The sequence below is a fragment of the Paenibacillus vietnamensis genome, assembly GCF_020169515.1.
GTDB classification, from domain to species: domain Bacteria; phylum Bacillota; class Bacilli; order Paenibacillales; family Paenibacillaceae; genus Pristimantibacillus; species Pristimantibacillus vietnamensis.
In genome coordinates, this window is the sequence record NZ_JAHMHW010000013.1 from 34,568 (window position 1) to 58,964 (window position 24,397).

The 24,397-nt window shown below is 56.5% G+C and carries 23 protein-coding genes; 18 read left to right on the top strand and 5 right to left on the bottom strand.

The features are described from left to right. Positions 1-115 precede the first annotated feature (115 nt). Positions 116-1,639, top strand: a complete 1,524-nt coding sequence (locus KP806_RS20360) for an S-layer homology domain-containing protein (protein ID WP_224725581.1) — start codon at positions 116-118, stop codon at positions 1,637-1,639. Between the two features lie 118 nt (positions 1,640-1,757). Next, entirely contained in the window at positions 1,758-2,924 is a 1,167-nt protein-coding gene (yunB, locus tag KP806_RS20365) for a sporulation protein YunB (RefSeq protein ID WP_318153716.1), read from the top strand. Between the two features lie 429 nt (positions 2,925-3,353). Here yunB and KP806_RS20370 read toward each other — a convergent pair whose 3' ends face one another. Further along, a complete protein-coding gene (locus tag KP806_RS20370; protein WP_263575795.1) occupies positions 3,354-4,403 on the bottom strand; it encodes a M23 family metallopeptidase in 1,050 nt (349 codons plus the stop codon). 132 nt (positions 4,404-4,535) lie between these two features. On the opposite strand from KP806_RS20370, the gene lipA reads away from it, so the two are divergent. Beyond that, positions 4,536-5,480: a lipoyl synthase gene (lipA, locus tag KP806_RS20375; RefSeq protein WP_224725583.1), complete on the top strand. Its 945-nt coding sequence runs from the start codon at positions 4,536-4,538 to the stop codon at positions 5,478-5,480. A gap of 25 nt (positions 5,481-5,505) precedes the next feature. Further along, on the top strand, positions 5,506-6,276 hold the full coding sequence (locus KP806_RS20380; RefSeq protein ID WP_224725584.1) for a YutD family protein: 771 nt from the start codon (positions 5,506-5,508) through the stop codon (positions 6,274-6,276). 34 nt (positions 6,277-6,310) lie between these two features. On the opposite strand, the gene KP806_RS20385 is transcribed toward KP806_RS20380, so the two are convergent. Continuing rightward, complete coding sequence (locus tag KP806_RS20385; protein WP_224725585.1) at positions 6,311-7,108, bottom strand: NAD kinase; 798 nt, start codon at positions 7,106-7,108, stop codon at positions 6,311-6,313. A gap of 91 nt (positions 7,109-7,199) precedes the next feature. Then, entirely contained in the window at positions 7,200-8,282 is a 1,083-nt protein-coding gene (gene ylbJ / locus KP806_RS20390) for a sporulation integral membrane protein YlbJ (protein WP_224725586.1), read from the bottom strand. A 400-nt stretch (positions 8,283-8,682) separates the two neighbouring features. Between ylbJ and KP806_RS20395 the strand changes: the two genes are divergently transcribed. Both KP806_RS20395 and KP806_RS20400 read left to right on the top strand, forming a co-directional pair. Next, the gene (locus tag KP806_RS20395; RefSeq protein ID WP_224725587.1) at positions 8,683-9,072 is read left to right on the top strand and encodes a globin domain-containing protein; all 390 of its coding nucleotides are present in this window, start codon (positions 8,683-8,685) and stop codon (positions 9,070-9,072) included. A gap of 5 nt (positions 9,073-9,077) precedes the next feature. Then, the gene (locus KP806_RS20400) at positions 9,078-9,818 is read left to right on the top strand and encodes a DUF2225 domain-containing protein (protein ID WP_224725588.1); all 741 of its coding nucleotides are present in this window, start codon (positions 9,078-9,080) and stop codon (positions 9,816-9,818) included. Positions 9,819-9,826: 8 nt separating this feature from the next. On the opposite strand, the gene KP806_RS20405 is transcribed toward KP806_RS20400, so the two are convergent. Next, on the bottom strand, positions 9,827-10,057 hold the full coding sequence (locus KP806_RS20405; protein ID WP_224725589.1) for a hypothetical protein: 231 nt from the start codon (positions 10,055-10,057) through the stop codon (positions 9,827-9,829). Then, entirely contained in the window at positions 10,054-10,224 is a 171-nt protein-coding gene (locus tag KP806_RS20410) for a YycC family protein (protein ID WP_224725590.1), read from the bottom strand. Before KP806_RS20410 ends, KP806_RS20405 begins: the two co-directional genes overlap by 4 nt. 114 nt (positions 10,225-10,338) lie before the next feature. Between KP806_RS20410 and KP806_RS20415 the strand changes: the two genes are divergently transcribed. The 12 genes from KP806_RS20415 to KP806_RS20470 all read left to right on the top strand — a co-directional run bounded on the left by KP806_RS20415 (position 10,339) and on the right by KP806_RS20470 (position 24,382). Next, a complete protein-coding gene (locus KP806_RS20415) occupies positions 10,339-12,114 on the top strand; it encodes a M3 family oligoendopeptidase (RefSeq protein WP_224725591.1) in 1,776 nt (591 codons plus the stop codon). 228 nt (positions 12,115-12,342) lie between these two features. After that, positions 12,343-13,677 (top strand): LLM class flavin-dependent oxidoreductase, encoded by a 1,335-nt coding sequence (locus KP806_RS20420; protein ID WP_224725592.1) that lies wholly within the window; start codon positions 12,343-12,345, stop codon positions 13,675-13,677. A 25-nt stretch (positions 13,678-13,702) separates the two neighbouring features. Next, positions 13,703-14,866, top strand: a complete 1,164-nt coding sequence (locus tag KP806_RS20425) for an MFS transporter (RefSeq protein ID WP_224725593.1) — start codon at positions 13,703-13,705, stop codon at positions 14,864-14,866. 85 nt (positions 14,867-14,951) lie between these two features. Further along, positions 14,952-16,286, top strand: coding sequence for an LLM class flavin-dependent oxidoreductase (locus tag KP806_RS20430; protein ID WP_224725594.1), 1,335 nt, complete (start codon positions 14,952-14,954; stop codon positions 16,284-16,286). Between the two features lies 1 nt (position 16,287). Further along, positions 16,288-17,625: an ABC transporter substrate-binding protein gene (locus KP806_RS20435; RefSeq protein ID WP_224725595.1), complete on the top strand. Its 1,338-nt coding sequence runs from the start codon at positions 16,288-16,290 to the stop codon at positions 17,623-17,625. A 427-nt stretch (positions 17,626-18,052) separates the two neighbouring features. Continuing rightward, positions 18,053-18,943 carry an NAD(P)-dependent oxidoreductase gene (locus KP806_RS20440; RefSeq protein WP_224725596.1) on the top strand — a complete coding sequence of 297 codons (891 nt, stop codon included), beginning with the start codon at positions 18,053-18,055 and terminating at the stop codon, positions 18,941-18,943. Positions 18,944-19,068: 125 nt separating this feature from the next. Then, complete coding sequence (locus KP806_RS20445; protein WP_224725686.1) at positions 19,069-19,704, top strand: CBS domain-containing protein; 636 nt, start codon at positions 19,069-19,071, stop codon at positions 19,702-19,704. After that, complete coding sequence (locus KP806_RS20450; protein WP_224725597.1) at positions 19,701-20,501, top strand: pyruvate, water dikinase regulatory protein; 801 nt, start codon at positions 19,701-19,703, stop codon at positions 20,499-20,501. The genes KP806_RS20445 and KP806_RS20450 overlap by 4 nt, the downstream gene beginning before the upstream one ends. Before the next feature lie 33 nt (positions 20,502-20,534). Further along, complete coding sequence (gene ndk / locus KP806_RS20455) at positions 20,535-20,933, top strand: nucleoside-diphosphate kinase (protein ID WP_224725598.1); 399 nt, start codon at positions 20,535-20,537, stop codon at positions 20,931-20,933. Positions 20,934-21,091: 158 nt separating this feature from the next. Continuing rightward, positions 21,092-22,258: a P-loop NTPase family protein gene (locus KP806_RS20460; RefSeq protein WP_224725599.1), complete on the top strand. Its 1,167-nt coding sequence runs from the start codon at positions 21,092-21,094 to the stop codon at positions 22,256-22,258. Next, positions 22,248-23,477 carry a CpaF family protein gene (locus tag KP806_RS20465; RefSeq protein WP_224725687.1) on the top strand — a complete coding sequence of 410 codons (1,230 nt, stop codon included), beginning with the start codon at positions 22,248-22,250 and terminating at the stop codon, positions 23,475-23,477. The genes KP806_RS20460 and KP806_RS20465 overlap by 11 nt, the downstream gene beginning before the upstream one ends. Beyond that, positions 23,474-24,382, top strand: a complete 909-nt coding sequence (locus KP806_RS20470) for a type II secretion system F family protein (protein ID WP_224725600.1) — start codon at positions 23,474-23,476, stop codon at positions 24,380-24,382. The genes KP806_RS20465 and KP806_RS20470 overlap by 4 nt, the downstream gene beginning before the upstream one ends. Positions 24,383-24,397: the final 15 nt, after the last annotated feature.

The following is a 24,397-nucleotide window of genomic DNA, read 5'->3' on the forward strand; positions in this document are numbered from 1 at the left end:
CGAAAAAGTTTCATCCCTGTTTATCTTTTGTTAAGGTTTTGTTTGTTTGCGGTTTACCATTGTGCTCTATCATGGGTCTATGCCATACAACAGCACCCATGAGGAGGAAATGACGATGAAATATGTATCCAATAAAATGGCGGCGCTTGCGATTGCCGCAGCAATCGGAGCTTCGGCGGTAACGGGGGTGCCGGCGGACGGCTGGGCAAGCGCCGCGGCCCGGACGGCTGCCGCTTCGGCGGGCTTCGCCGATCTGGGAGATGCGGGCAGCCACGCGGCGGCGATCGAAGCGCTTGCGAAGCTGGGCATTATGAACGGTTACGAGAATGGAACGGTGAAGCCGAACGCACCGGTCTCGCGCGCCGAGCTCGCCAAGCTGGTCGTGAAGGCTTTGGGCTTGACGCCTGCCCAGGAAGCGCCGGATGAGATTACGGACCTGGATCCGGATAAATGGTATTTCGGTTATATGGCGGTACTGGCGAATTCGGGCATCATGCTGCCTGAAGACGGAAAGCTGAAGCCGAATGCAAGGGTGACGGCGGACGAGCTGGCGGACGTAATCGCCAAGGCTTTGAAGCGGGACATCGCCTCCGTCAAGTACTGGGTGGACCATGCAGCGGCCAAACCGCAGCACGTGACGCGGGGCGAGCTGGCGGGCTTGATTGTGACGGCCCGTCAGGCTAAACCGTCGGCCGATGCGGTGCCCGTAAAGGTAAAAGCGCTCAATACCATTACGCTGGAAGTGACCTTCTCCGCGCCGCTGACGGCGGAAGATGCGGCCCTTGATCAGGCTCAGAAGCAGTTCGTTTTTGACGGCGGACTTCGGATGCTGAACGTGCCGCAGCTCAAAACAGGCTCGATCGCAACGTACATCGTGCCGACAACGCCGCAAAAGGACGGGAATTTTTACACGTTGACCTACAAAGGCGAAGCGGAGGGCTCGTTTACCGGCAGCGGCGAGAAGCTTGAAATGAGCAGCGCCGGCCAAGTCGCGTACGATACGTTCGAAATCGTATCCGAGCTTAGCAAAGGGGTTACGGATTACGGTAACGTCATTTCCGCCTACTCGGCCGGACGCGCCGGGCTTGCGTTTATTTTGGACGAGAACAACAGCTATAACGGCCAAACCTACGAGATCCTCTCTTCCATGCGCTCGAAGGAGGTTACGATTACGCCGGAGGGCGGCGAGCCGATGACGGCCGCTTACGTCATGTTTACTCAGGCGACGGACGGCCGCCAAGCGCCGAAGTTCCGTCTGCCGGCAGGGAAGACGCTCGAGCCGGGCGTTAAATATACGGTAACGTCGGCGTGGGCGAATGTGGCGGACGCATCGTTCGTCGCCGAAGCGAAGGCTCCTCTTCAAATTGCTTCGGCTAAGGCGCTGAGTGAAGCTTCCATCTCCGTCACGCTGAGCGAGGATCCGAAAGATGAGCTGTTCGCGATGCGCGGCGTCGTGCTTACGGCTCCGGACGGCAGCAAGTTTGAAGCGACGTACAAGCTGACTTCGCGCAAGGGAGCGACTGGGGTATTCGAGCTTGCGAACGGAGCTAAGCTAGTCCCGGGCATCATCTATCAGCTTAGTCCGGCCGGCCTATGGGCTGCCGGCGATACGATCACGGTTGAATGGTCTGCCGAATAACGGCCGGACCGTACAGTAAGCGCGGCAAGCGGCGGCCTCCTGAGGGAGGCCGTCTTCTTTTTTGTCCGGGTTTCGCATAAGAATGGAAAGAGAAGCGGACAGGATGCGGCAGGAGGGGATGGATTTGGCAAAATGGGGCAGGAAGGGCTGGCGCTTTCGGCCGTTTGGCGGCAGCCGGATGCAGTTTTGGTCAGGCCGTCCGTTTTCCAGAGTGAAGTCTGTGCAGTGGGGGAGCCGGGGAAGCTCACAGTCCTCGGGCTCCGCTCCGAAGAAATGGGGAAGCGGCTCCGGGTCTTCCGTCTTTAAGCTTGGGGCACGGCCGGCGTCGGGGAAGGTAAAATGGGGCTCCCGCCGTACGGCGCGGCCGCTGTTCGGCGGAGGCGGGGGCGGAGGAAGCGGAAACGGCTCCGCCTGGGGCGGACGGCCCGCAAGGCCGCGTATCAGGCGCCGTACGTTTGTCATTATCGCGTTAATCGCGTTTATGTTCTTCGGTGTGCAGTCCTTCGTTTACGTGGAGCGGAATTTGCGGCCGCCGCTAATGAATGTCGCCAAAGTCAGGGTGAAGCAGATCGCGACGCAGGCCATTAATAAAGCGATTACCGATCAGGTGGCGAAAAACTCGAATTCCGAGAAGCTTATTGACTGGAAAATGAACGGCGACGGCAAAATTTCCGGCTTCATGCTGAACTACGCCGAGCATATGAACATTACCTCGCAGACGATCGATACGGTGCAGACGACCTTGAGCGAAATGAAGCATATACCGGAATATATTCCGATCGGCCATGCGCTCAACAGCGCGATCATTTCCTCGTTCGGCCCGCGCGTGCCGGTCAAATTCGAGCCGGTCGGCGCGGTGAAGGTCGATTTGAGCACCCGCCAGCGGGATGCCGGCATCAACATGATTTTAGTGGAGGTGTATATCCGCATTATAGCGGAGGTGGCGATCATTATTCCGTTCGATACCGAGCCGGAGCTGGTGGAGACGGATATTCCGATTTCTTATCTTCTCGTCGTCGGCGACGTGCCGATGTATTACTATGACAATACCGGTAAGCCGGTCGGAGAATCCGCGGCGCAGGCGCCTAACATTTCGGTTCCACTCGGCAAGGGGGGAGAAGGGGTGACGTCGAGCCCGGACAGCGGAAGCGATACGGAAGAGGACGGCTCGCCATCCGGCAGCCATGACGCAGGCGGTTCGTCCGAAACGGGCGGCGACGGAGAAGCGGGCGGGCAAGCCGAGCCGGATGCGGCGGGCAACGGCGGAGGCGGATCCGCCGAATAAAACGCGAAAACGACTTTACCGGTTTCCCTTGCAGGGGAAGGATAAAGTCGTTTTTTCCTTAAAATATAAGAAAGTATAAATTTCACTTTATACTTGACTTATATTTTATCGCGAAACGAGCTTTTGCCGCCAAAGGACGGCGTCAGCCGTTTACGCTTGGGCAGCTCGCTTGTTTGAGTAACATCTGACTTTCGAGTAACTGTATTTGATGTCTTTATTTTTTGCGAATCGACCTGTCCAAATCGAATTACGGGATTTACTACAGCTAATTTGGCTATTTCGCTCTCACTCTTACGATCACTGTAATTTACATGTACAAAATCCATCTATATTGTGGTGAAGCGAAATACTGCAGGATTTAGATACATGAAATCCATTTATGCAAAAACGCTTGGCGTGCTTCTTATTGCGATGCTAATGGTTCTTTGATTATTTCTTCGAGCGCTTCTTCGCCCGCTCGGTTTGCTCCCACTTGCGGAGCATCGGATACGGGTCAAAAGCCCATTCGATCATCCCGCGGTCGCTGTAAACCCCGTAATGCAGGTGGGGCGGGAATTTTCCTTGTGTACCCGGCTTCCCGTAGCCTGAGCTGCCGACCCAGCCGACGACTTGCCCCGGCTTGACGACGTCGCCGACGCCGATCGCTTTGTCGAAGCCGGACAGATGTGCGTAATAGTGATAGTGGTTGTTCAAATCGCGAATGCCGATTCTCCAGCCGCCGAACGGGTTCCAGCCTTTGATCTCCACGATCCCGTAGCAGGTGCTTCTAACCGGAACGCCATGCGCCGCGAAAATATCCGTGCCTTCATGGCTGCGCCTGCCGCCCCAGCCGCGTCCGGCCCCCCACGTATCACGGTAGGAGTAGTTGGCGCCAAGCGGCACCGGGAAGGCATGCTCGAACAGGTCAAGCTGCCCGAATGCGGAATAAATCCGCGAAAATTGCTGAATGCGCTGCACGGAGCGGCTGCTTTGGTAATACTCCCATAGGCCGATGGAGAAGTCTTCATCCGTGCTGCCGTAGGAGGAGATCCGGTTCACAAGCGAATAAAGCAGGTCGAAGTCGTTCTTCCGATCCGCTTGTCCGTTGCCGTCGCCGTCCCGTCCCATGCCGTTGAACCATCGGATCGATACAGGGGCGCTGTCCTCGACATCCGGGTTCAGAATGCCGGCCCATTGCTCCTGTTCGATGAATACGCCGACAGTGCTGCCCAGCATCGGCCGCGCTTTCGGCTTGACCTTGGACATCGTGCGCTCGTATTGATCGACGGCGGCGATCCAATGCCACGGAACCTGCGTTACGATGCTCAGCTTGTCGTACAGCTCCCTTCGCTGATCGAACGGATTTGGTGCGGCAGCCTGAGCTTTGACCGCTTCCTTCCGCTGAATCGGGGCAGGGGAGGCGGCCGCAGAGCCGAGCGGCTGGATGAATAGAAGTGAAGCCGCGGTTAATGCAGCGGTTAGCGGAATGGTCAATTTCAATCGTCTCACCCTTTCAAAAGCATGACGGTTATAACGATATGTTTCGCATATCATTGGTTTTTATTCGAAATCTGTTATAATAAACCCATGAGTTTCGGACTTATAAATGACTGTGAAAGCAGGTAATGCCTTGTGAAACAGAAGGAAACGCTGAAAAAGCCGGACTGGCTTCGCATAAGGTTGGCAACAGACGGCAATTATGCCGAAATTAAGGAGATGATGCGCTCCAAAACCTTGCATACGGTATGCGAGGAAGCGCGTTGTCCGAATATTTACGAATGCTGGTCGAACCGTACGGCCACGTTTATGATTTTGGGCGATATTTGCACCCGCGCCTGCCGCTTCTGCGCGGTTAAGACGGGCATGCCGACGGAGCTGGATCTGGGCGAGCCGGAGCGCGTAGCCGAGGCTGCCGAGCAGATGAATTTGCAGCACTGCGTCGTTACGTCGGTTGCCCGCGACGATCTGAAGGACGGAGGAGCCTCCATATTTGCGGCTACGATCAAAGCGATCCGCAAGCGGATGCCGTTTTGCCGCGTAGAGGTGCTGATTCCCGACTTTCTCGGCAACAGAGATTCCTTGCAAATCGTAATGGATGCCAATCCGGATATATTGAACCATAACGTCGAAACGGTGGAGCGCTTATCCGACCGCGTCCGCGCGCGCGCCAAATACCGCCGTACGATAGAGCTGCTCGCCCGGGCAAAAGAGATGAAGCCGAAAATTCCGACGAAGTCGAGCATCATGCTTGGCGTTGGCGAAGAATGGGATGAAATTTTGCAAACGATGGATGATTTGCGTGCCGTTGACGTAAACATATTGACGTTGGGCCAATATTTGCAGCCGACGCCGAAGCATATGCCTATCTCCCGTTATGTGCATCCCGACGAATTCGCCAAGCTGAAGGAAGAAGGCTTGAAGCGCGGCTTCAGACACGTGGAATCCGCGCCGCTGGTCCGCAGCTCTTATCATGCGCACGAACAAACCGACTCCGCGAATGCGGCTATCACAGCTGAACCTGTACCAATGGATTTTGAACGCGGGATGTCCTCCGGAGCTTGCTCGAGCGGCATCTAACCGACGCGTAGATGAGGTGGAGAACATGGCATTGATTCACATCGCCGGCAAATCTTACGAAATTTTGCATGAGAACCGGAACGGCTGGAACGCTGAGGCATTTCGCGACCGATACAGCGAGGTGCTTGAGCGGTACGATTACATTGTCGGCGATTGGGGCTACAATCAGCTGAGACTGAAAGGCTTTTTCCGCGACAATCATCAGAAGGCAACCAAGGACAGCAATTTTTCCGGCATGTCGGACTATATTAACGAATATTGCAATTTCGGCTGCGCTTATTTCATTCTTGAGAAGACGGTCAGCACGAAGAAGGAACCCGAGGACTACGATCTGGACGGCGATGAAGGGCGACCGCGGCTGCAGGCAGCCGATCTTCGCGCGGCGGTAGAGGCTTCGTCGTATACGGAGACAGCCGATGCAGGAGAGACGGCCCGTGAAGAGGTTGCGAGCGCGCGAGAAGGAAGCGCGGCTGCGCATCCGGAGCGAAGTCACCGTACTCACCGCAGCGATCAGCGGCATGGCGGTTCGAACCGCCGCGGCGGAGAGGGCCGCAAGAGCCAGGATTCCGGCAGCGGCGGTGAAGATGCCCGCGGCAGCGAGAAGCATGCCGGCGGAGACCAGCGCAGCGAGCATCGCAGCGGCAAGCGCGAAGGAAGCCAGCAGCACCGCAGCGGCAAAGGCTACCGCGGAGGAGATAACCGGAACAAGAAGCCGTTCCGGCTTGCGTCGAACGAGGCGGCCGCGGCTTCGGCCGTCGCGCAGGCCCCTGCGAAAAGAGACACCGAACGCTCCTGACGGGCGGACGGTGTCTCTTTTTTATAATTATTTTTTACTGGGTCTCGTAGCCAAGGAAGGCTTCCCTCACCCGGTTCCAGAACGTAAACGGCCGGTAGCGTGCAAAACTGACTTTGCGGCTGGATACGCTGCAGCGTATTGAACGGATGTCGGTATGCATCGTGCTGAGGTGGTCGACGGTGAGCTGAATCCGCTGCTGCTTCTTTGAGAGAATGTCGCAGTGATGATGCTGCGGCAGCAGCACCGAGGAGCCGAGCGTCCGGAACACGCGGTTGTTGATCGACGCGATTTCCGCTATTTGAAGCGATTCGATGGACGGATGCACGATGGCCCCTCCTACGCTCTTGTTGTAGGCGGTGCTTCCGGATGGGGTGGAAATGACGATTCCGTCTCCGCGGAACATTTCGAACAGCTCGTCATTCACGTTAATCTGAGCGACGAGCGTCCCGTCTACGCCTTTCAGCGTAAATTCGTTCAATGACAAATAATGGCGGCTTTCCGTCTCGGTTTCAAGCTCGATTTCCGCCAGCGGGTATCTTACGATTCTGGGCGCTTCGGTCCCCATCATGCCGACGAGCTCCTCCAGCTCGTCCGCCTGCCAGTCGGCGTAGAAGCCGAGATGGCCGGTATGGATGCCGATAAACGCAACATTGGTAATTTGGTCCACATACTTATGGAAAGCCTGCAGCAGCGTGCCGTCCCCCCCAATGGAAATGACGAACTCCGGCGTTTCTTCATTCCGGATGAAGCAGCGCTCCGCAGCCAGCTGGTGAAACTTCTCCGCAAGCGATTTGGATAACGAATCGCCGCGGTCGATAACCGCATATTTCAAGGGAAATCTCCTTCCGAACTCTTTGTAGTTAAGATTTTATCGGAAATCCGCCGGGAATTCAATGAGAGGCCGCCGCGGTTTCGGCCCCCGTTCATGCTTCCGGCCCGAGCCAGCCCCACAGCGCATAGACGAGGGCTAAGGCGATAAAGCTGTGCAGCAGTCTTGCGAGAAAAAAAGGCTTGTAGCGCAAATCCGTGCGGCTGAGCAGGCTTGCGACCTGAGCGTGGACGGACAGCCCACCCCAAGACAGCACCCAGGCGGCGATTGCGGCTTGATGCATAAGACCGGTTCCGGCCGTGCCGGCAGCCCGGGAGCCGAGCGTCACCTCGAACAAGCCGAAAATACTCGCATCGGCAAGCGGCTTAGGCATTCCGACCAGGCCGAACAGGTAACGCAGCGCTTCCGAGAGCGCTTCGACGATGCCGGCATGCGTCAGCATTTCCATAACGACGGAGAAAAAGACGACCAGCCCGCCGACGACGATCATGAGCCGGAGCGCCGATTGGACGGAATCCTGAAGCAACCTGCCGAGATCTCTGCCGTCCAGCAGCCGCGCATCGTGCATGGCTTGGATCGCTTCGGCCAGCCGCGAGCGGCGTCTTATTCCGTGAAGCCTGTCTTCGCCGGCATGCTTCCCTTCGTCGGTATGCGGCGCGCGTCGGTCGTGAAAGCGCATGAGAAGGCCGATAAGAAAGCCGCCTCCGTAATGGGCCGCAGCAAGCACGGGCGCGAGCGCCGCGTTTTGGAAAAAACCGACCGACACGGCGCCGATCAGGAAAATCGGATCGGACGTCGTCGTAAAAGCGACCAGCCTCTCCCCCTCGGCCCGGTTCACGAGCCTTTGTTCCCAGAGCTGGGACGTAAGCCTCGCCCCGACCGGGTAACCGGAGATGTAGCCCATCGTAACGACGAAGCCGCCGATGCCGGGGAGACGGAACAGGGGGCGCATAAGCGGGTCCAGCAGCTTGCCGAAAAAATGGACGATGCCGAAGCCGAGCAGCAGTTCGGATATGACGAAGAACGGAAACAGGGCGGGAAACAGCACCTCCCACCAGATTGAAAGCCCCCGCAAAGAGGAATTCAGCGTTTCCGCGGGATAGACAGCCATCAGCAGAACGATGAACACCGCTCCAATGGCGGTGACGCTTAAAGGGTGAATGAATGCGCGAAGCACATAAGCCGCCTCCTTCCGCCTAAGGTACAACTCCTTCTAATCTGTTATATGTACGAACCGGGTCGTCCATCACCGGACGGGCCAAGTAAAGTTGAACAAGCCTAAAAGAAAACGGTTACAAAAATTGCTGAATTCCTGATTTTTTTATGGTACAATGGGATTACCTTTAAACGGTTGGAGTGATGATCATGAGTATAATCGCTGGCATTCTGGTATGCGCCTTTGTCTATGTCATTCGAGAATCTCTTTCGGCACCCGGTGAAGAGGATTATGAAGGATAGCAGGGGTAATAGTACAATATGACGAGGCTCGCATCCATCGCTGCGGGCTTTTTTTTGTCCCTTCATAAAAAAATTGTGATATAATACTAAATACCTACACATTGGAGATGATCCTGACGATGAATAGGAATATTAGCCTTTACGAAGCGATCGGCGGACCTGAGACTTTAAGACTAATTGTTGAAGCTTTTTATCCCAAAGTACAGGCGCATCCGCTGCTCGGCCCTTTATTTCCGCAAGATATCGATCCTGTCAAGGAGAAGCAATATCAATTTTTGACCCAATTTTTCGGAGGCCCGTCTTTGTTTTCCGATCAATACGGACACCCGATGATGCGGGCGAGGCATTTGCCTTTCCCGATTACCCCGGAGCGCGCGGAAGCTTGGCTTGACTGCATGCGCAGGGCGCTGCAGGAGGTCGGTCTCGACGAACAGCTGCAGCGAATCGTGCTGGACAGGCTTTCGGGTCCCGCGCACCATTTCGTGAACACACCGAACGAGGAGACGTGATTTAGATGGAACCGCTCTACCAATCGAAAATCGAATGCATTTGCTGCGAGATGACATTCACGACCTCCCGCGTCAGACCCAGCTTCAAGAAAGCGACGAAATCGGATTCCGATTTTTGCGGCTACTATAAATCGGAGATTAATCCCGATTATTACGTTGTCAGGGTTTGTCCGAGCTGCGGCTATGCTACGACCGAGAACGGTTTAGAGCGGTTAAGCGATTTACAGAAGAAACAGTATCATGAGAGGATCGGCTCGCGCTGGCAGCGACAGGAATACGGCGGCGAACGCAGCGTAACGCAGGCGATGAGATGTTACAAGCTTGCGCTGCTTTCCGCCCAGGCCGTAGGGGAGAAGGATCGCGTTATTGCCGGCCTGCTGCATCATATAGCCTGGCTGTACCGGTATGAAGCGAATCAGCATGAGGAAAAGAGATTTCTCCGTTTCGCCCTGCAGTCCTACATACGTGTCTACGAGACGGAGGGAGTCTCCCTCAACAATGCGAAGCTGATGTATCTGATCGGGGAGCTTTACAGGCGGATCGGCGAGGAGAACGATGCCGTCCGTTGGTTCTCCCGCGTCGTGAACGACAAGAAAATCGTCGACGCGGCGATGATACGCGCAAGCAGGGAGCAATGGCAGCTCATTCGCGAGGAAGCGGAAGCCAGACGGCTGGGCTCGTCCGGCGAATCCGCCCTGCCGGAATCGGACAACGGGGAAGAGAAGTCGATTTCGACATCGGCTTGACGGCCGCTTTAGCGGAGGACGCGGTCCGTCAGAAAGTAATCCCGGTCCGAGTCTAGGATGGTAACCTTGTTGTAGCAGCAGGGGAAGACGAGCAGCCGCTTCATGCCGCCCTTGATCTCCTCCAGCTCGGAAGGACTCAAGGGAAGCAGCACGTTCTCCGTCTTGCAGAACGGGCAGGAAGCGACATACAGGTCGCCCATCACGATGTCATAAGGCCATGCTTTCTCGAAAGGGATCATGGCTTTTTTTCGTCTCCGGACGGGGCCGGGCTTTCGTTTTTGGCCAGCTCCGCCAGCTTCTGCAGCAGGATATGGCGCGGCATATGCATCAGATGCTCGATCGGCACGCCCAGCTGCTCGGAAAGCTTGACGGCCGTTTCAGCCGAGATTTGCAACGGTTTGGACATGGTGTATTTCCTCCAATCTGGATATAATTAAGTTATACACCGCCGGGAAGGTTTGCGCAAATAAAAACGCGGCCCTTGCCCGGCTTTTCCATTGTGAGAGGAGATTGGATGCAGATGGATCAACAATATCCGCAACGCTGGGATTTGGACGTCATTTACGAAGGAGGCTCGGCTTCTCCGGCTTTCGCCGCCGAATTGAAAGGGATCGAGACGGATATATCCGCGCTGTCCGTCGCATTGGACGGCAGCGTCGCCGAAGGGCTCGAGAAAACGGTAGACTTGCTGCAAAGCGTGCTTCTGCGCCTGCGCCAATCGGAATCGTTTGTCTCCTGCTTATGGGCCCAGAACGTGAAGGATGCCGCCGCAGGCTCGCTGAATGACAGAGTGAAGAACATCGGTGCCAGATTTCTGGGGGTGCTGACCCGGTTCGATAACCGGCTGCGGGAGCTGACCGAAGAGGAATGGGCCGGTCTGTTGAAGCGGGAGGGGCTTTCCGAAGTCGCCTTCAACCTGGAGGAGCGCCGGGAGCTGGCCAAGAAGAAGCTTCCGCCCGAGCTGGAGGCGCTTGCCGGAGATTTGGCGGTAGACGGCTATCACGGCTGGGGGGACTTCTACAACGTCATCGTAGCGCGGGCTAAATTTAAAGCGGCCGGGAAGGACGGCGAAGAAACGGCGCTGTCCGCTGGGCAAATGCATAACCGGCTGTCTGACGGCGACCGGGCCGTCCGGCAGGCGGCATTCGCGGAATGGGAAAGAGAATGGGGCGAACAGGCGGAGTTGTGCGCCGAGACGCTGAACCGCATTTCGGGCTTCCGCCTGAAGCTGTATGAGAAACGCGGTTGGCAGTCGGTGCTGCAGGAGCCGCTGCAGATGAACCGGATGAGCGAGGCAACGCTGCAGGCGATGTGGGCGGCCATCGAGGAAAGCAAGCCCGTGCTTGTCCGTTATTTGGAGCGCAAGGCGAAGCTGCTGGGCGTCGGCAAGCTGGACTGGCACGACGTGGAGGCGCCGATCGGCTCCGCGACGCGGACGATTCCGTACGATGACGCGGCCGCCTTTATCGTCGAGCAATTCCGGACGTTCAGCCCGGAGCTGGCGGAGTTTTCCGAAATGGCGTTCCGGGATGCCTGGATCGAAGCGGAGGACCGTGCAGGCAAACGTCCCGGAGGCTTCTGCACCGCCTTTCCGAAGAGCGGGCAAACCCGCATTTTCATGACCTACTCGGGAACGGCCTCGAATGTCTCGACGCTGGCGCATGAGCTCGGCCACGCTTATCATCAGCATGTGATGAACGATCTCCCGGCTTTGTCGCAGGAGTATGCGATGAACGTTGCCGAGACGGCATCCACGTTCGCGGAAATGATCGTGTCCGATTGCGCCCTGAAGGCGGCAGAGGGCGACGAGGAGAAGCTTGGCCTGCTGGAGGATAAAATTCAGCGCTCCGTCGCCTTTTTCATGAACATTCATGCGCGCTTCCTGTTCGAAACCCGGTTTTATGAACGCCGCAAGGAAGGGCTTGTTTCGGTGGAGGAGCTGAACGGTCTGATGGAAGCCGCACAGCGTGAAGCTTACTGCGGAGCGCTCGGGGAAGCTCACCCGCACTTCTGGGCATCGAAGCTTCATTTTTACTTGACCGATGTGCCATTCTACAACTTCCCTTATACGTTTGGCTATTTGTTCAGCGCCGGCCTGTACGCGAGGTCTCTGAAGGAAGGGGCCGGCTTCAAGGACCGTTACGTCGCGCTGCTGCGGGATACGGGCAGGATGAGCGTGGAGCGGCTTGCGCAGGAGCATCTTGGCGTGAACGTGGAGGAAATCGGCTTCTGGCGCGATGCGGTAGCATTGACGGCCGCCGATGTGGAGCAGTTTATTGAGATGACGAACGAATAAACGCACGTGTTTGCAGCCGGCAGCCGGCTCCCGCATGATCGGGAAGCGGCTGCCGGCTAAAAATGGTTTGACAACCGCCAGGAAGGTTGCTATTATACATCCATATAAATCATATTAAACGACTAGGAATAATGAGTTTTTATCGACCGGATAGCCGGAGACAAGAGCAGTTTGGCTCGTCTCCGGCTTTTTTGCGCTTGTTATTCCCAAACGGAAAGAGGCATAACGATGAGCAAGCAGAGGAAGCAAGTGCATTTGAATGTATTTTTGAGAGCGGCGGGGCATCATGCGGCGGCATGGAGGCATCCGAAGACGACACCCGAGCAAAGCTTTGAATTCGAGTACTATAAAAAGCTGGCGCTCACAGCGGAGCGCGGGCTGCTCGATTCCGTATTTATGGCGGACGGCTACGTGGGCACCGGGCGCAGGCTTGAGCCGTTTACGCTGCTGTCGGCCCTGGCTTCGGTCACTTCGAATATCGGATTGATAGGCACGGTCGGAACGACGTATAACGAGCCCTTCCACGTCGCACGCAAGTTCGCATCGCTCGACCGGATCAGCGGAGGGCGCTCCGGCTGGAATATCGTAACGGGCCATACGGACGCAACCGCTTTTAATTTCGGCAAGGAGTCCCATTTGGAGCATTCGGAGCGCTACCGGTGGGCGGAGGAATTTGTCGAGGTGACGAAGCAGCTGTGGGACAGCTGGGAGGAGGAGGCTCTTGTATTCGACAAGCAGTCCGGCGTTCAGTTTGACGAAAGCCGTCTGCATGAAATCAATTACCGCGGCTCGGTGTATGCCGTCAAAGGACCGCTCAACATACCGCGCCCGCCTCAGGGTTATCCGGTGCTCGTCCAGGCCGGCTCCTCCGAAAGCGGCAAGGAGCTTGCCGCACGGACGGCCGAGGTAATATTTACGGCGCAGCCGACGCTTCACGAGGGGCAGGCCTTTTATGCGGATGTGAAAGGCAGGCTGTCCAAATATGGAAGGTCGCACGAACTGCTGCTGATTTTGCCGGGCTTCAGTCCGATCATTGGCGACACGGCAGCGGAGGCGCAGGAGCTGGAGGATGAGCTGAACGCCTTCCATGACGCGAACGATGCGGTCGCCAAGCTGTCGGAGAGGATCGGCATCGACCTGACGGGTTATGCGCTCGACGGACCTATTCCGCCGATCGTCGATCCGAAAGGCATCGATACCGTCAACGGTAGCAAAAGCCGGCATCAGCTTATCATCGACATGCTGCGCAGCGATCCGCAGCTGACGCTGCGCCAGGTCGTTAACCGCTTGGCAGGCGCGCGCGGCCATCTTACGTTCACGGGTACGCCGATCCAGGTGGCCGACGTCATCGAGGAATGGATTCAAACGCATACTGCCGACGGGTTTAATCTGATGCCTCCGATTTATCCCCAGGGGCTCGACGATTTTGTCGATAAAGTCGTTCCGGAGCTGCAAAACCGCGGCCTGTTCCGCACGGCTTACGAAGGCTCCACGCTGAGGGAGAACCTGGGGCTTGCCTATCCGGAAAATTCCTTTGCGGCTAAGCTTGCCTCTTCGGAGTGAGTGGGGCAGGGCAGGTGACAGTCACTTGAGATTAAGCACCGTAATTGCGATTGCCTTCAGCTTTCAATTGATGATGAACATAACGAGGCCGCTCGTCACCCTCTACGCCATCAGCCTCGGAGCCAACGCGGTCGGGATCGGGGCGATCACGGCGGCGTATGCGCTGTTTCCGCTTCTGTTCGCGATTCCGATCGGCAAGGCTGCCGATGCGATTGGCGACCGGGCTCCGGTCCGGATTGGCGTTGCGGGTATGATGGCGGGCACTGCGCTGCCGTTTTTGTTTCCGGAAATATGGTCGTTGTACGCTTCCCAGGCCCTCATCGGCGTTTCGCATATTTTTATAAGCATTTCGCTGCAAAACCTGATCGGAAACATGTCAAACTCCCAAAACCGCGATCACCATTTCGGCTTGTTCAGCATGGCCGTTGCGCTTTCGGGCATTGCCGGCCCCATACTCGGCGGCCTGCTTGCAGATTTCGGCTCGTACGGGTTCGCGTTCGGAATCGCTGCGGTGACCGGCCTTGTACCGATGGCGTTCTCCGTGCTGCTGCCGCATTTGAGGCGGGAGCGCAAGCAGGAGGAGGATGCCGGGACGAAGGGCTCCGCATTGGAGCTGCTCCGGATTCCGCCGCTGCGCAAGGCGCTGGCTTCTAGCGCGCTCGTTTTGTATTCGCGGGATGTGTATGTGGCTTATTTTCCGCTGTTCGCCAGCGAATGGGGGATGTCGGCTTCGACGATCGGCTGGATCATCGGCGTACAGGGATTAACGATGGTATTGGTCAGGCTGTTTTTGGCCCGTCTGACGGAACGCTTCGGCAGAGAGCCTATTCTTTGGGCGTCTATCGTGCTCGCAGGCGTAGCTTTTCTGCTTGTTCCTCTGACGCAGAACACGCTGCTATGCGGATTACTAAGCGCTTTGATGGGAGCGGGCTTAGGCTGCGGCCAGCCGCTGTCCATGACGACCACGTACAATGCTTCCCCGAAGCACAGAACCGGCGAGGTGCTGGGGCTCAGAATGGCTTCGAACCGCCTGTCCCAAATGCTTGCTCCGTTATTTTTCGGTATGGTTGGGGCTTGGTCCGGGATTATTGCGATTTTTTATGTGAGCGGAGCGTTTCTGATCGGGGGCGCCTTTTTGACGACAAGCTCGGCAAGAAAAAGGCAGGCAGCCTCCGTCAACGATACTTAACCGATATCGACCGGTCGACCGGAGACAGGCCATCAGGCTTGTCTCTTTTTTATACCACACTACAAACGCTTGGAGGAAAAAAGAAATGAGCAACCAGCAACGAAAGCTTCACCTTAACGCTTTTATATCGGGAACAGGGCATCATGAGGCAGCCTGGCGCTATCCGGACAGCACGCCGGAGCAGGGGCTGAGCATCCGCCATTATCAGAAAATCGCCCAAACTGCGGAGCGAGGGCTGCTCGACTCGCTGTTCGTAGCCGACGGCTATTCCGGACGTTCGTCCGGCAAGCTGGAGCCGTTCACGCAGCTGGCTGCTTTGGCAGCCGTTACGGAGAGGATCGGCTTGATCGCCACGGTCGGTACGACCTATTACGAGCCCTTCCACGTCGCCCGAAAATTCGCATCCCTCGACCACATCAGCAACGGCCGCGCGGGCTGGAACATCGTCACGACGGGAACCGAATCGACAGCATATAATTTCGGCCTCGACGCCCATCCGGAGCATTCGCTCCGTTACGAATATGCCGAGGAATTCGTTGAGCTGACCAAGCAGCTGTGGGACAGCTGGGAGGACGACGCGGTCAAATACGACAAGGCAAACGGCGTTCAGATCGACGACAGCAAGGTGCATGAAATCAACTTTAAGGGCGAGTACTATTCGGTAAAAGGGCCGCTCAATATTCCGCGCCCGCCTCAGGGTTATCCGGTACTCGTGCAAGCGGGCTCGTCGGAGACGGGCAAGGAGCTGGCGGCCAAGACGGCCGAGGTTGTGTTCACTGCGCAGCAGACGCTGGAAGAGGCGCAGGCGTTTTACTCGGACGTTAAATCGAGGCTGGCCAAATACGGGCGTACACCGGATCAGCTGCATATCCTTCCGGGCTTAAGCCCGATTATTGCGGATACGGAGGCGGAAGCAAGGGATATCGAGGACGAGCTGAACGGCTATGTCAACCTGGATTCGGCGGTCCGGAGGTTATCCGGCCGGGTCGGCATCGATTTGTCGGCTTATCCGCTTGACGGTCCGCTGCCGATCGACGATCTGCCCGGCATCGACGCCATTAACGGGCGCAAGGGACGCTATCAGCTGGTGGTGGATCTGGCAGTGCGCGAAAATCTGACGATCCGCGAGCTTACGCGCAGATTGGCCGGAGCCCGCGGTCACATTACATTCACGGGAACGCCGGTCCAATTGGCGGACGTGATCGAGCGCTGGTTCAAAAACGGCGGCGCGGAAGGCTTCAATATTATGCCGCAGCTGTATCCGAGCGGGCTTGAAGCGTTCGTGGATAAGGTCGTTCCGGAGCTGCAAAACCGCGGCCTGTTCCGTACGGCTTACGAAGGGACGACGCTTCGCGAGAATCTCGGGCTCGTGCGTCCGGCGAACACCCGCCACCAGTCAGGCCTAAAGGCGGGGCTATAAGATGAAAGGCCTGACTCGCAGGAAGGCAGTTAAGCTGTTCGTTCCATTGCTTGTCATCGTGCTGCTGGCGTCCTGCGCGGAGCCCGCCGGCAAGGAAGCGGGCTCCGCGGATGAAACGCCGCCTCCCGAGCCCGTGAAGCTATATTTGTACGTGACCGGTCCTACGCTGACGAATACGGAATTCAAAACTCTGATTGCCGAGCCGGTAAACAAAAAATATCCGCATATTACAATCGAGAGGATCGAAGCGCTGGAAGGCGTGACGGTGCAGGAGGTGTTCACGACGAAGCCGGCTCCGGACTTGACGCTGATCATTAATCCGCAGCCGCTGATCCGATTGAATGTGGTGGAGGATCTCCGTCCCTGGATTGATAAATATCAGTTTGACGAAAGCCGCTTGAAGCCGGTTCTTTACGAGCATATCAAGGAGTTCGGGGAAATCGGAGAAATCGTCTCGCTTCCGTTTAATTCCAATCAGGCCATTCTCTATTACAATAAAGATATTTTCGATAAATTCGGAGTGGAGTACCCTCCTAACGGCAAGCAGCTTACGCTGGAAGAGGTGCTGAAGCTCGGGAAGAAGCTGACGAGAACCGACGACGACGGCGCACGCTATATCGGTTACGATACGGGCGGCCCTACGGCGCTCATGCGGGATTTGGCGCTGCCGGTGCTGGATTCCGAGACGGGAGATCCGCTTCTGACTAAGCTGCCGGAGTGGACGAAAATATTCCAGTTCCTTCAGCAATCGTACGAGGTGCCGGGATACATAGGCCCAAATAACGAGTTCTCGTATGGCCGCGATGCGTTCATCAAGGATAAAAATCTGGCGCTCCGAGTGGCGAATCTGGCCAATATGGTCGGTCCGCTGGAGGAGCTGCGGCAGCAGGGCGAGGAGATGAATTGGGACATCGCGCCTACGCCCAATTTCGAGGACAGGCTGGGCAAAGCACGGGAGGCGCAGGTGCATTCCTTCGTCATATCGAATACGAGCAAGCATAAGGAAGAGGCTTTTTTGGCCATCACGCATATTCTTTCGGATGAGGTGCAGCGCCTTCTTTCGCGCAACGCGCGCGTGCCGGCTATCATCAATCCCGAGCTCGAGAAGGAGTTCGGCGCCGATGTGCCGGTGCTTGAAGGTAAGCATATAGAAAATGTGTTTGTTGGCGAGCAGCAAAAAAATCATAAGATTCACCGATACGAGGACCAGGTGACGAAGTTTGTGACGGAAGCGGCCGAACAGGTCGCCGTAGGCGGCGCTGACGTCAATACGGCGCTCCGAAATGCGGAAGAAGCGATCGGACGTGAAATCGAAACGATCCGGAATACGGAAGAATGAAGTAGCAAAACCCTCAGAGTTGCTGAAAAAAACGGCAGCTTTGGGGGTCGTTGTCTTGTGCGGGAACGGAGGCGGCTCGCCTGCGAGTGATATTCCGTTCCGCTGTACAAAATGCATCAGTAACCTGACATGAAGGAAACTTTTATGCGTGAGCATGCACTTTTGCAGCGGAATTTTCCGAATGCAGGCTCATACAGCCTTTCAGGCAATAATCTGCTGCATAAACTGCAGCAGGGCTGCACGCCGCACCGACACACATCCATTCTGCTGTACATACTGCAGCAGTCATAACTGCCGCTCATGTCATCACAGAGGAGTAAAGTGATGACGTGAACGGCAGGTGTGACAGCAAAAGATTTATCTCTTGATCACATGTTCCAGGATTCATCTATTCTGCTCAAAAACTAATGGAAGGCGGATTTACGGGATGACTGCACAAACAGGCACACAGAACAAGGCAATCGGCTTTATCGGAACGGGAATTATGGGAGCAAGTATGGCGTCTCATCTGCTGAAAGGCGGATACAGGGTGAACGTGTACAACCGGACGAAGGCGAGGGCGCAAGCGCTGCTGGAGCAAGGAGCGTTGTGGTGCGACTCGCCTAAAGAGGCTGCGGAGCAATCTGGCATCATCATCACGATGCTGGGTTATCCTTCCGACGTCGAGCATATTTATTTCGGGGAAAACGGGCTGCTGCAGCAGGCTCTTCCGGGCTCACTGCTTATCGATATGACTACGTCCAGCCCCTCGCTTGCCAAACGGATCGCCAGGGAGGCCGAGGCAAGGGGCCTTTCCGCACTGGATGCTCCCGTATCGGGCGGGGACGTCGGGGCAAGGGAAGCGAGGCTTTCCATTATGGCAGGCGGAGCACCCGAAGCCTTCGATGAGGCTTTGCCGGTATTTCGGCTGATGGGCGTTAACATTGTCCGTCAAGGGGAAGCGGGAGCCGGCCAATTTACGAAAATGTGCAACCAGATCGCGATCGCCTCGAATATGATCGGCGTAAGCGAGGCGCTTGTTTATGCCAAACGGGCGGGGCTCGACCAGCGCCTGGTGTTGAAGAGCATTGAGGCCGGGGCAGCGGGAAGCTGGTCCCTTTCGAATCTCGGACCGCGGATGATTGGCGGCGATTTCGCCCCGGGCTTTTATATTAAACATTTTGTAAAGGACATCGGGATTGCGGTCGAATCCGCAGAAGAGCTGGGACTTTCTTTGCCGGGCCTTGCTTTGGCCCGTTCCCTTTATGAGCGGTTAATCGGGCTTGGCGAAGAAAACAGCGGGACACAGGCGCTCTATAAGATTATTTTGGGAGAATAGAAAGGACTATTATTGTACATGCTTCATTATTGTGATACATTATTGGAAGATTAATTGTGTTATATATGCGATTATGACTCATATAAGGATTGGAGGGGAGTAAGATTCAGCTATCCTCACGGCAATTGGAGCTTCTTGAGCTGGTGAAGAGGCATGCGCCGGTTACCGGTGAACAATTGGCGGAGTATTTGGGAGTCAGCAGGCCGACGCTGCGCTCTGATTTGTCGCTGCTCGTCATGCTTGGTTTACTGGATGCGAAACCTAAGGTCGGTTATTTTTTAGGCAATACATATCGTTCAAACAGCGATCCTATGCAGCAGTTTCATGCTATGAAGGTAAGAGAGGTGCAGGGCGTTCCCGTCAATGTGCCTGATTCTTTGTCCGTGCACGACGCTGTTATCACCTTATTTACGGAAAATGCGGATACGCTCCTCGTTATTGGTGAACAGAAACGTTTTGTGGGCATTGTAACGCCCAAGGATTTGCTCAAAATTACGTTAGGCAATCCCGGATCCGCTTCGATTCCTGTGAGCATGGTGATGACCCGCTACCCGAATATCGTGACGTTAATGCCCGACGACTCCGTGATGGACGCGATCCGTAAAATGTCGCTCCACCAGGTCGATTGCCTCCCAGTCATTGTGCCCCGGGAAGGGCAAGCGGCGGATCCGGAGGTAACCGGATGGGTTTCGAAGTCGAATATTATACGTCTTTTGGCGGAAATTGCAGTGGATAGGGAATTGGGGGAGCCGGATTTATGACAGAGCAAACGATTTACGTATGCTCCGATGCCGTCGGGGAAACGGCGGAAGCGGTAGCAAAGGCAACCTTGCGGCAATTTGCATCCGAGCAAGTAAAGATCAAACGCTATGGACATATAAAGTCCGAGGACGAGATTGTCCGTATTGTTGCCGAAGCGCAGGCGACGGGAGGTTTTATCAGCTATACGCTCGTCCAGCCGGAGCTGCGCGAGCTGATGAAGGAAGAATCGATGAGAGCGGGCGTCCGCGCCGTCGATGTGATGGGGCCGATGATGCAGGCTTATGTCGATACGTTCGGCGACTTTCCGAAGCGGGAGCCGGGCCTGCTTCACTCCATCGATGATGCTTATCACCGCCGGATGGACGCTATCGAGTTCGCGGTCAAATACGACGACGGCAAGGACGCGCGGGGCTTTATGCAGGCGCAGGTCGTGCTGATCGGCGTCAGCCGCACCTCGAAGACGCCTTTGAGCATTTTCTTGTCCCACAAGGGGATAAAGACGGCGAATTTGCCGCTGATGCCCGAGGTGAATCCGCCCGAGGAGCTTAGGCCTTTGCCGGGAAGGCTCGTCATCGGCTTGACGATGCAGCCGGAGCAGCTGCTCGAAATCCGCACCGAGAGGCTGAAGGCGCTCGGCCTTCCCGCATCGGCGCAATATGCTTCGCCGGAGCGGATCCAGGAGGAGCTGGATTACGCGGCAGGCATTATGAAATCGCTGGAATGCCCGGTTATCGATGTGACGAACAGGGCGATCGAGGAAACAGCAGGTATTATAATTGAATGGCTTAGCCAATAAATGACTATACCGTTAGAGACAGGGGGAATCCACATGGATAAAACGTTTGTAATGGTTAAGCCCGACGGTTTCGAAAGAGGACTGGTCGGGCGTATCGTGGCCCGTTTCGAGGAGAAAGGCTTCAAGCTGGCCGATGCGAAGGTGATGCAGCTCACAAGAACGCTCGCCGAACATCATTACGACCATTTGCGGTCGAAGCCGTTTTTTGACGAGCTTGTCGATTTTATTATTTCGGGACCTGTATTCGCAATGATCTGGGAAGGCAAGGATGCGGTCAAAAACGCAAGGGCGCTGATCGGGGCAACGAATCCTTCCGATGCGCTGCCGGGCACGATCCGCGGCGATTTCGCCATCGACGTGGCGAGCAATATTATTCACGGCTCGGATTCCGACGAGAATGCGGAACGGGAAATTAACCTATACTTCAGATAAGCGGGAAGACCGGAAGAAATCCGCTGTTGACGGATTGGACAGGCATATGGTAAATTTTATAAAAATATATCGTTCAAACACGGAAGCACCGTATAAGGACGCAGCTTGCTGCGCCTTATAGGGTGCTTTTTTTGTTTGGACCGCGAAGGGGGCTTGCAATGGGAAAATATCAGCTTGCGGTAGCGGCAGGCGAACGGGAATATGCGAAGCGGCTGGCCGATTATGTGCGCGACAGCCCGTTTTCCGCTTGCTTTCAGGTCATTGCCTTCACCAACTCGGAGGCATGCCTGAAATACTTGAAGCAAGGGTACGCGATTGATTTTTTGGCGGCTGAGCCGGTGCTGATGGAGGAGCTGATGGAGGCGTCGGCGGGCATTCCGAAGGCTGTACTGGTGAAGGAGCTTACCGGACGCGGGGAATTGCCGGAGCTGCTTCAGTTTCAGCCGATTCCCCTGCTACTTCAGAGGTTGTCGGAGCTTCAGACCAGAGGCGGCGTGAAGTCGTCCGGCCCGGCGGCGCCTTCCGTGAGCGGGGGCGGCGGCGGAGCTAAGGCGGCTAAAGTGACAGCGGTGTACTCGGCGTCCGGAGGAACGGGGAAGACCGCAATTGCGCTGCATTTGGCGCATGCCGCAGGCTCCGGCGGCCTCCGCGTTTTTTATCTGAATTTAGAGCTGTGGAATACGTCGGAGAGATGGCTCGGCAAGCCGAAGAGAGAGGCTGGAGGAGGCATGGCCGCAGGACTTTCCGAGCTGCTGTACGAGCTGAAAGCGCAGCCCGAGCAAGCGGCCGAATGGCTGCTGGAGCATCGCATCCGCCATCCGCTGCTGAAAGGCGATTATGTGGCTCCGTGCACGAACATGGAGGACCGGCTCACTTTGAGCCCGGACGATGCCCGGGGGCTGATCGGGGCGATTGCTCGCAGCGGCCAATACGATCTGATTGTCGTCGATCTGGACGACGGGCTTGGCGAGCTTCATGCAGCGGTTTTCGAGCTGTCGCAGCAGGTGCTTTGGGTTTCGGACGGCGAAGCCGCTGAAGCGGAAAAGCGGATGATGAAGCTGCGTTACGGCGAACAAAAATGGGGCGAGCGGTTCCGCTTAATATCCCGGAAATTCCTGATTGTCAGGAACCGTACCGATGCCGCAGCCGAGTCCAGGGTGCGCAGCCGAACAGAACCTAGCGCCGTTCCCGTCCTTTTTCCGGATGCGGAGGAATGGCGGGCAGGAGAAGCCGGTTTGCTGACGTCTCCGCTGTTCCGCGCGTCGGCGGAGAAGCTCGCCAATTATTTATTCCAAGAGGGAGGGGCTAAAGGTGCTGACAGATGAGGTCGTTTTGGAGCTGCGGAACCGGATACGCTCCAAGATTGATTTCAGCGGTGCACTGACCGACGAAAGCTTGATGAAGCTTGCGGAGGAGGTCGTCTTTCAGTGGTGCGAGCGCCATCCGCTTACGGCAACGGAGAAGGTGAGCTTGGTTAAGAGGCTGTTTCATTCTTTTCGGGGCTTGGATATTTTGCAGCCGCTGATGGAGGATCCTTCGGTTACCGAAATTATGATTAACCATCATGCCGAAATTTTTGTCGAGCGCCAGGGGTGCTTGACGCCTCTATCCGTATCCTTCGAGAGCAGGGAGCGGCTGGAAGACCTCATTCAGACCGTCGTGGCAAGCGTGAACCGTGTGGTGAACGAATCGTCCCCCATTGTGGATGCAAGGCTGAAGGACGGCTCAAGGGTGCATGTCGTTCTGCCGCCTATCGCGCTTAAGGGGCCCTGCATGACGATAAGGAAATTTCCCGAGCAGCCGCTGTCGATGGAGCAGTTGGTGTCGCTCGGCTCATTGACGGCGGAAGCCGCCGCGTTTCTGAAGGACCTGATCGGGGCCGGATACAATGTGTTCATCAGCGGCGGCACGGGTACCGGAAAAACGACGTTCATCAACGCGTTAACTCAGTTTGTCCCGGCCGACGAACGGATCGTCACGATCGAAGACTCGGCCGAGCTGCAAATCAGGAGGCTGCCTAATCTGGTTTCCATGGAGACGCGCAATGCCAATACGGAAGGGAAAGGGGAAATTACGATGCGCGATCTTATTCGGGCTTCGCTTCGCATGAGGCCGAACCGGATTATCGTCGGGGAGGTGCGAGGCGGTGAGGCGCTAGACATGCTGCAAGCTCTCAATACCGGGCATTCGGGAATGAGCACTGGCCACAGCAACGGCGCAGGCGACATGATCGCCAGGCTGGAAACGATGGTGCTTAGCGCCGCGGAGCTGCCGGTACAGGTCATCCGGCAGCAGATTGCTTCGGCGATCGATATCGTCATCCACTTGGCCAGATTCCGGGACCGCTCCCGCAGGGTGAAGGAGATTTGCGAGGTGGCCGGCGTAGAGGGCGGGGAAATCCGGCTTAATCCGTTATTCCTGTTCGAGGAAGAAGGCGAGCGGAACGGCAAGGTGCTGGGCGGGCTGAAGCGAACGGCGAACGCTCTGATTCATAGCGGGAAGCTGAGAAGTGCGGGCCGTGGAATAGGAGGGGGGCTTGGGTGAGCGGACAGGTATTGGCGGCTGGCAGGAAGACGTTGGTGGCGAGCGGGGAAGAAGCAGCGGGCAGGCCGGCCGCACGCAGGAAGTTTGGATTAGGGGGCTGGCTGGAATGGTTCGGCTGGGAAACGGCTGCCGCGAACGGTAAAGCTCGGTCCGGCGGGCGAAAGCTCACGGATTACGGGGCGTATGCATTAAGCCGATGGGAGTTTGCCGCCTCCGGAACCTCCGGTGCGCTGTTGTTTTTTGTGTCGGCGTATCTGTTCTATCATTCCGCAGCCGTATCGTGCGCGGCCGCAGCTCTTGGAATCATCGTCCCGCGGTTCCGGAGGAAGCAGCAGATTGAGCGGCGCAGGGAACGGCTGAAGCTGCAATTCAAGGAGGCGCTGTTCTCGTTGACCTCTTCGCTTGCAGCCGGCCGTTCACTTGAAAATGCCTTTTTGGCGGCGATCGACGATTTGCGGCTCTTGTACCCCGATCCGCGCACGGAGCTGCTGCTGGAGCTTCAGATCATCCGCTTCCGGCTGGACAATGCCGAGCCGCTTGAGTCTGCGCTCCGCAGTCTGGCCGATCGTGCGCAAATCGAGGAGATGACTCAATTTACCGATGCGCTCGCCGCATGCAAGCGTTCCGGGGGCGACTTGGTCGAGGTCATGAAACGGACATCGGCCATACTCGGGGAGAAGCTGGATACCGAGCAGGAAATATCGGTCATGATCGCGCAGAAAAAATTCGAGGGACGGATCATGATGGCGGTTCCCTTCGTGTTTCTAGCTTTTCTGGGCTTGGCCGCCCCCGACTATATGGCGCCTCTGTACGGAGGAGCCGGTTATCTGCTGCTTACCGCCGCTCTGATCCTGCTGCTTTTGTGCTTTTGGTTCATGGTGAAGATGATGGGCATCCGTATGTAGCAAGGAGGGAGCCGG

What these genes read in the sequence shown, in the direction of transcription:
- KP806_RS20360 (WP_224725581.1), top strand. Translation starts at nt 116, where the DNA reads ATGAAATATGTATCCAATAAAATGGCGGCGCTTGCGATTGCCGCAGCA.
- yunB (WP_318153716.1), top strand. Translation starts at nt 1,758, where the DNA reads ATGGATTTGGCAAAATGGGGCAGGAAGGGCTGGCGCTTTCGGCCGTTT.
- KP806_RS20380 (WP_224725584.1), top strand. Translation starts at nt 5,506, where the DNA reads ATGGCATTGATTCACATCGCCGGCAAATCTTACGAAATTTTGCATGAG.
- KP806_RS20395 (WP_224725587.1), top strand. Translation starts at nt 8,683, where the DNA reads ATGAATAGGAATATTAGCCTTTACGAAGCGATCGGCGGACCTGAGACT.
- KP806_RS20400 (WP_224725588.1), top strand. Translation starts at nt 9,078, where the DNA reads ATGGAACCGCTCTACCAATCGAAAATCGAATGCATTTGCTGCGAGATG.
- KP806_RS20405 (WP_224725589.1), bottom strand. Translation starts at nt 10,057, where the DNA reads ATGATCCCTTTCGAGAAAGCATGGCCTTATGACATCGTGATGGGCGAC.
- KP806_RS20410 (WP_224725590.1), bottom strand. Translation starts at nt 10,224, where the DNA reads ATGTCCAAACCGTTGCAAATCTCGGCTGAAACGGCCGTCAAGCTTTCC.
- KP806_RS20415 (WP_224725591.1), top strand. Translation starts at nt 10,339, where the DNA reads ATGGATCAACAATATCCGCAACGCTGGGATTTGGACGTCATTTACGAA.
- KP806_RS20420 (WP_224725592.1), top strand. Translation starts at nt 12,343, where the DNA reads ATGAGCAAGCAGAGGAAGCAAGTGCATTTGAATGTATTTTTGAGAGCG.
- KP806_RS20430 (WP_224725594.1), top strand. Translation starts at nt 14,952, where the DNA reads ATGAGCAACCAGCAACGAAAGCTTCACCTTAACGCTTTTATATCGGGA.
- KP806_RS20435 (WP_224725595.1), top strand. Translation starts at nt 16,288, where the DNA reads ATGAAAGGCCTGACTCGCAGGAAGGCAGTTAAGCTGTTCGTTCCATTG.
- KP806_RS20440 (WP_224725596.1), top strand. Translation starts at nt 18,053, where the DNA reads ATGACTGCACAAACAGGCACACAGAACAAGGCAATCGGCTTTATCGGA.
- KP806_RS20450 (WP_224725597.1), top strand. Translation starts at nt 19,701, where the DNA reads ATGACAGAGCAAACGATTTACGTATGCTCCGATGCCGTCGGGGAAACG.
- ndk (WP_224725598.1), top strand. Translation starts at nt 20,535, where the DNA reads ATGGATAAAACGTTTGTAATGGTTAAGCCCGACGGTTTCGAAAGAGGA.
- KP806_RS20460 (WP_224725599.1), top strand. Translation starts at nt 21,092, where the DNA reads ATGGGAAAATATCAGCTTGCGGTAGCGGCAGGCGAACGGGAATATGCG.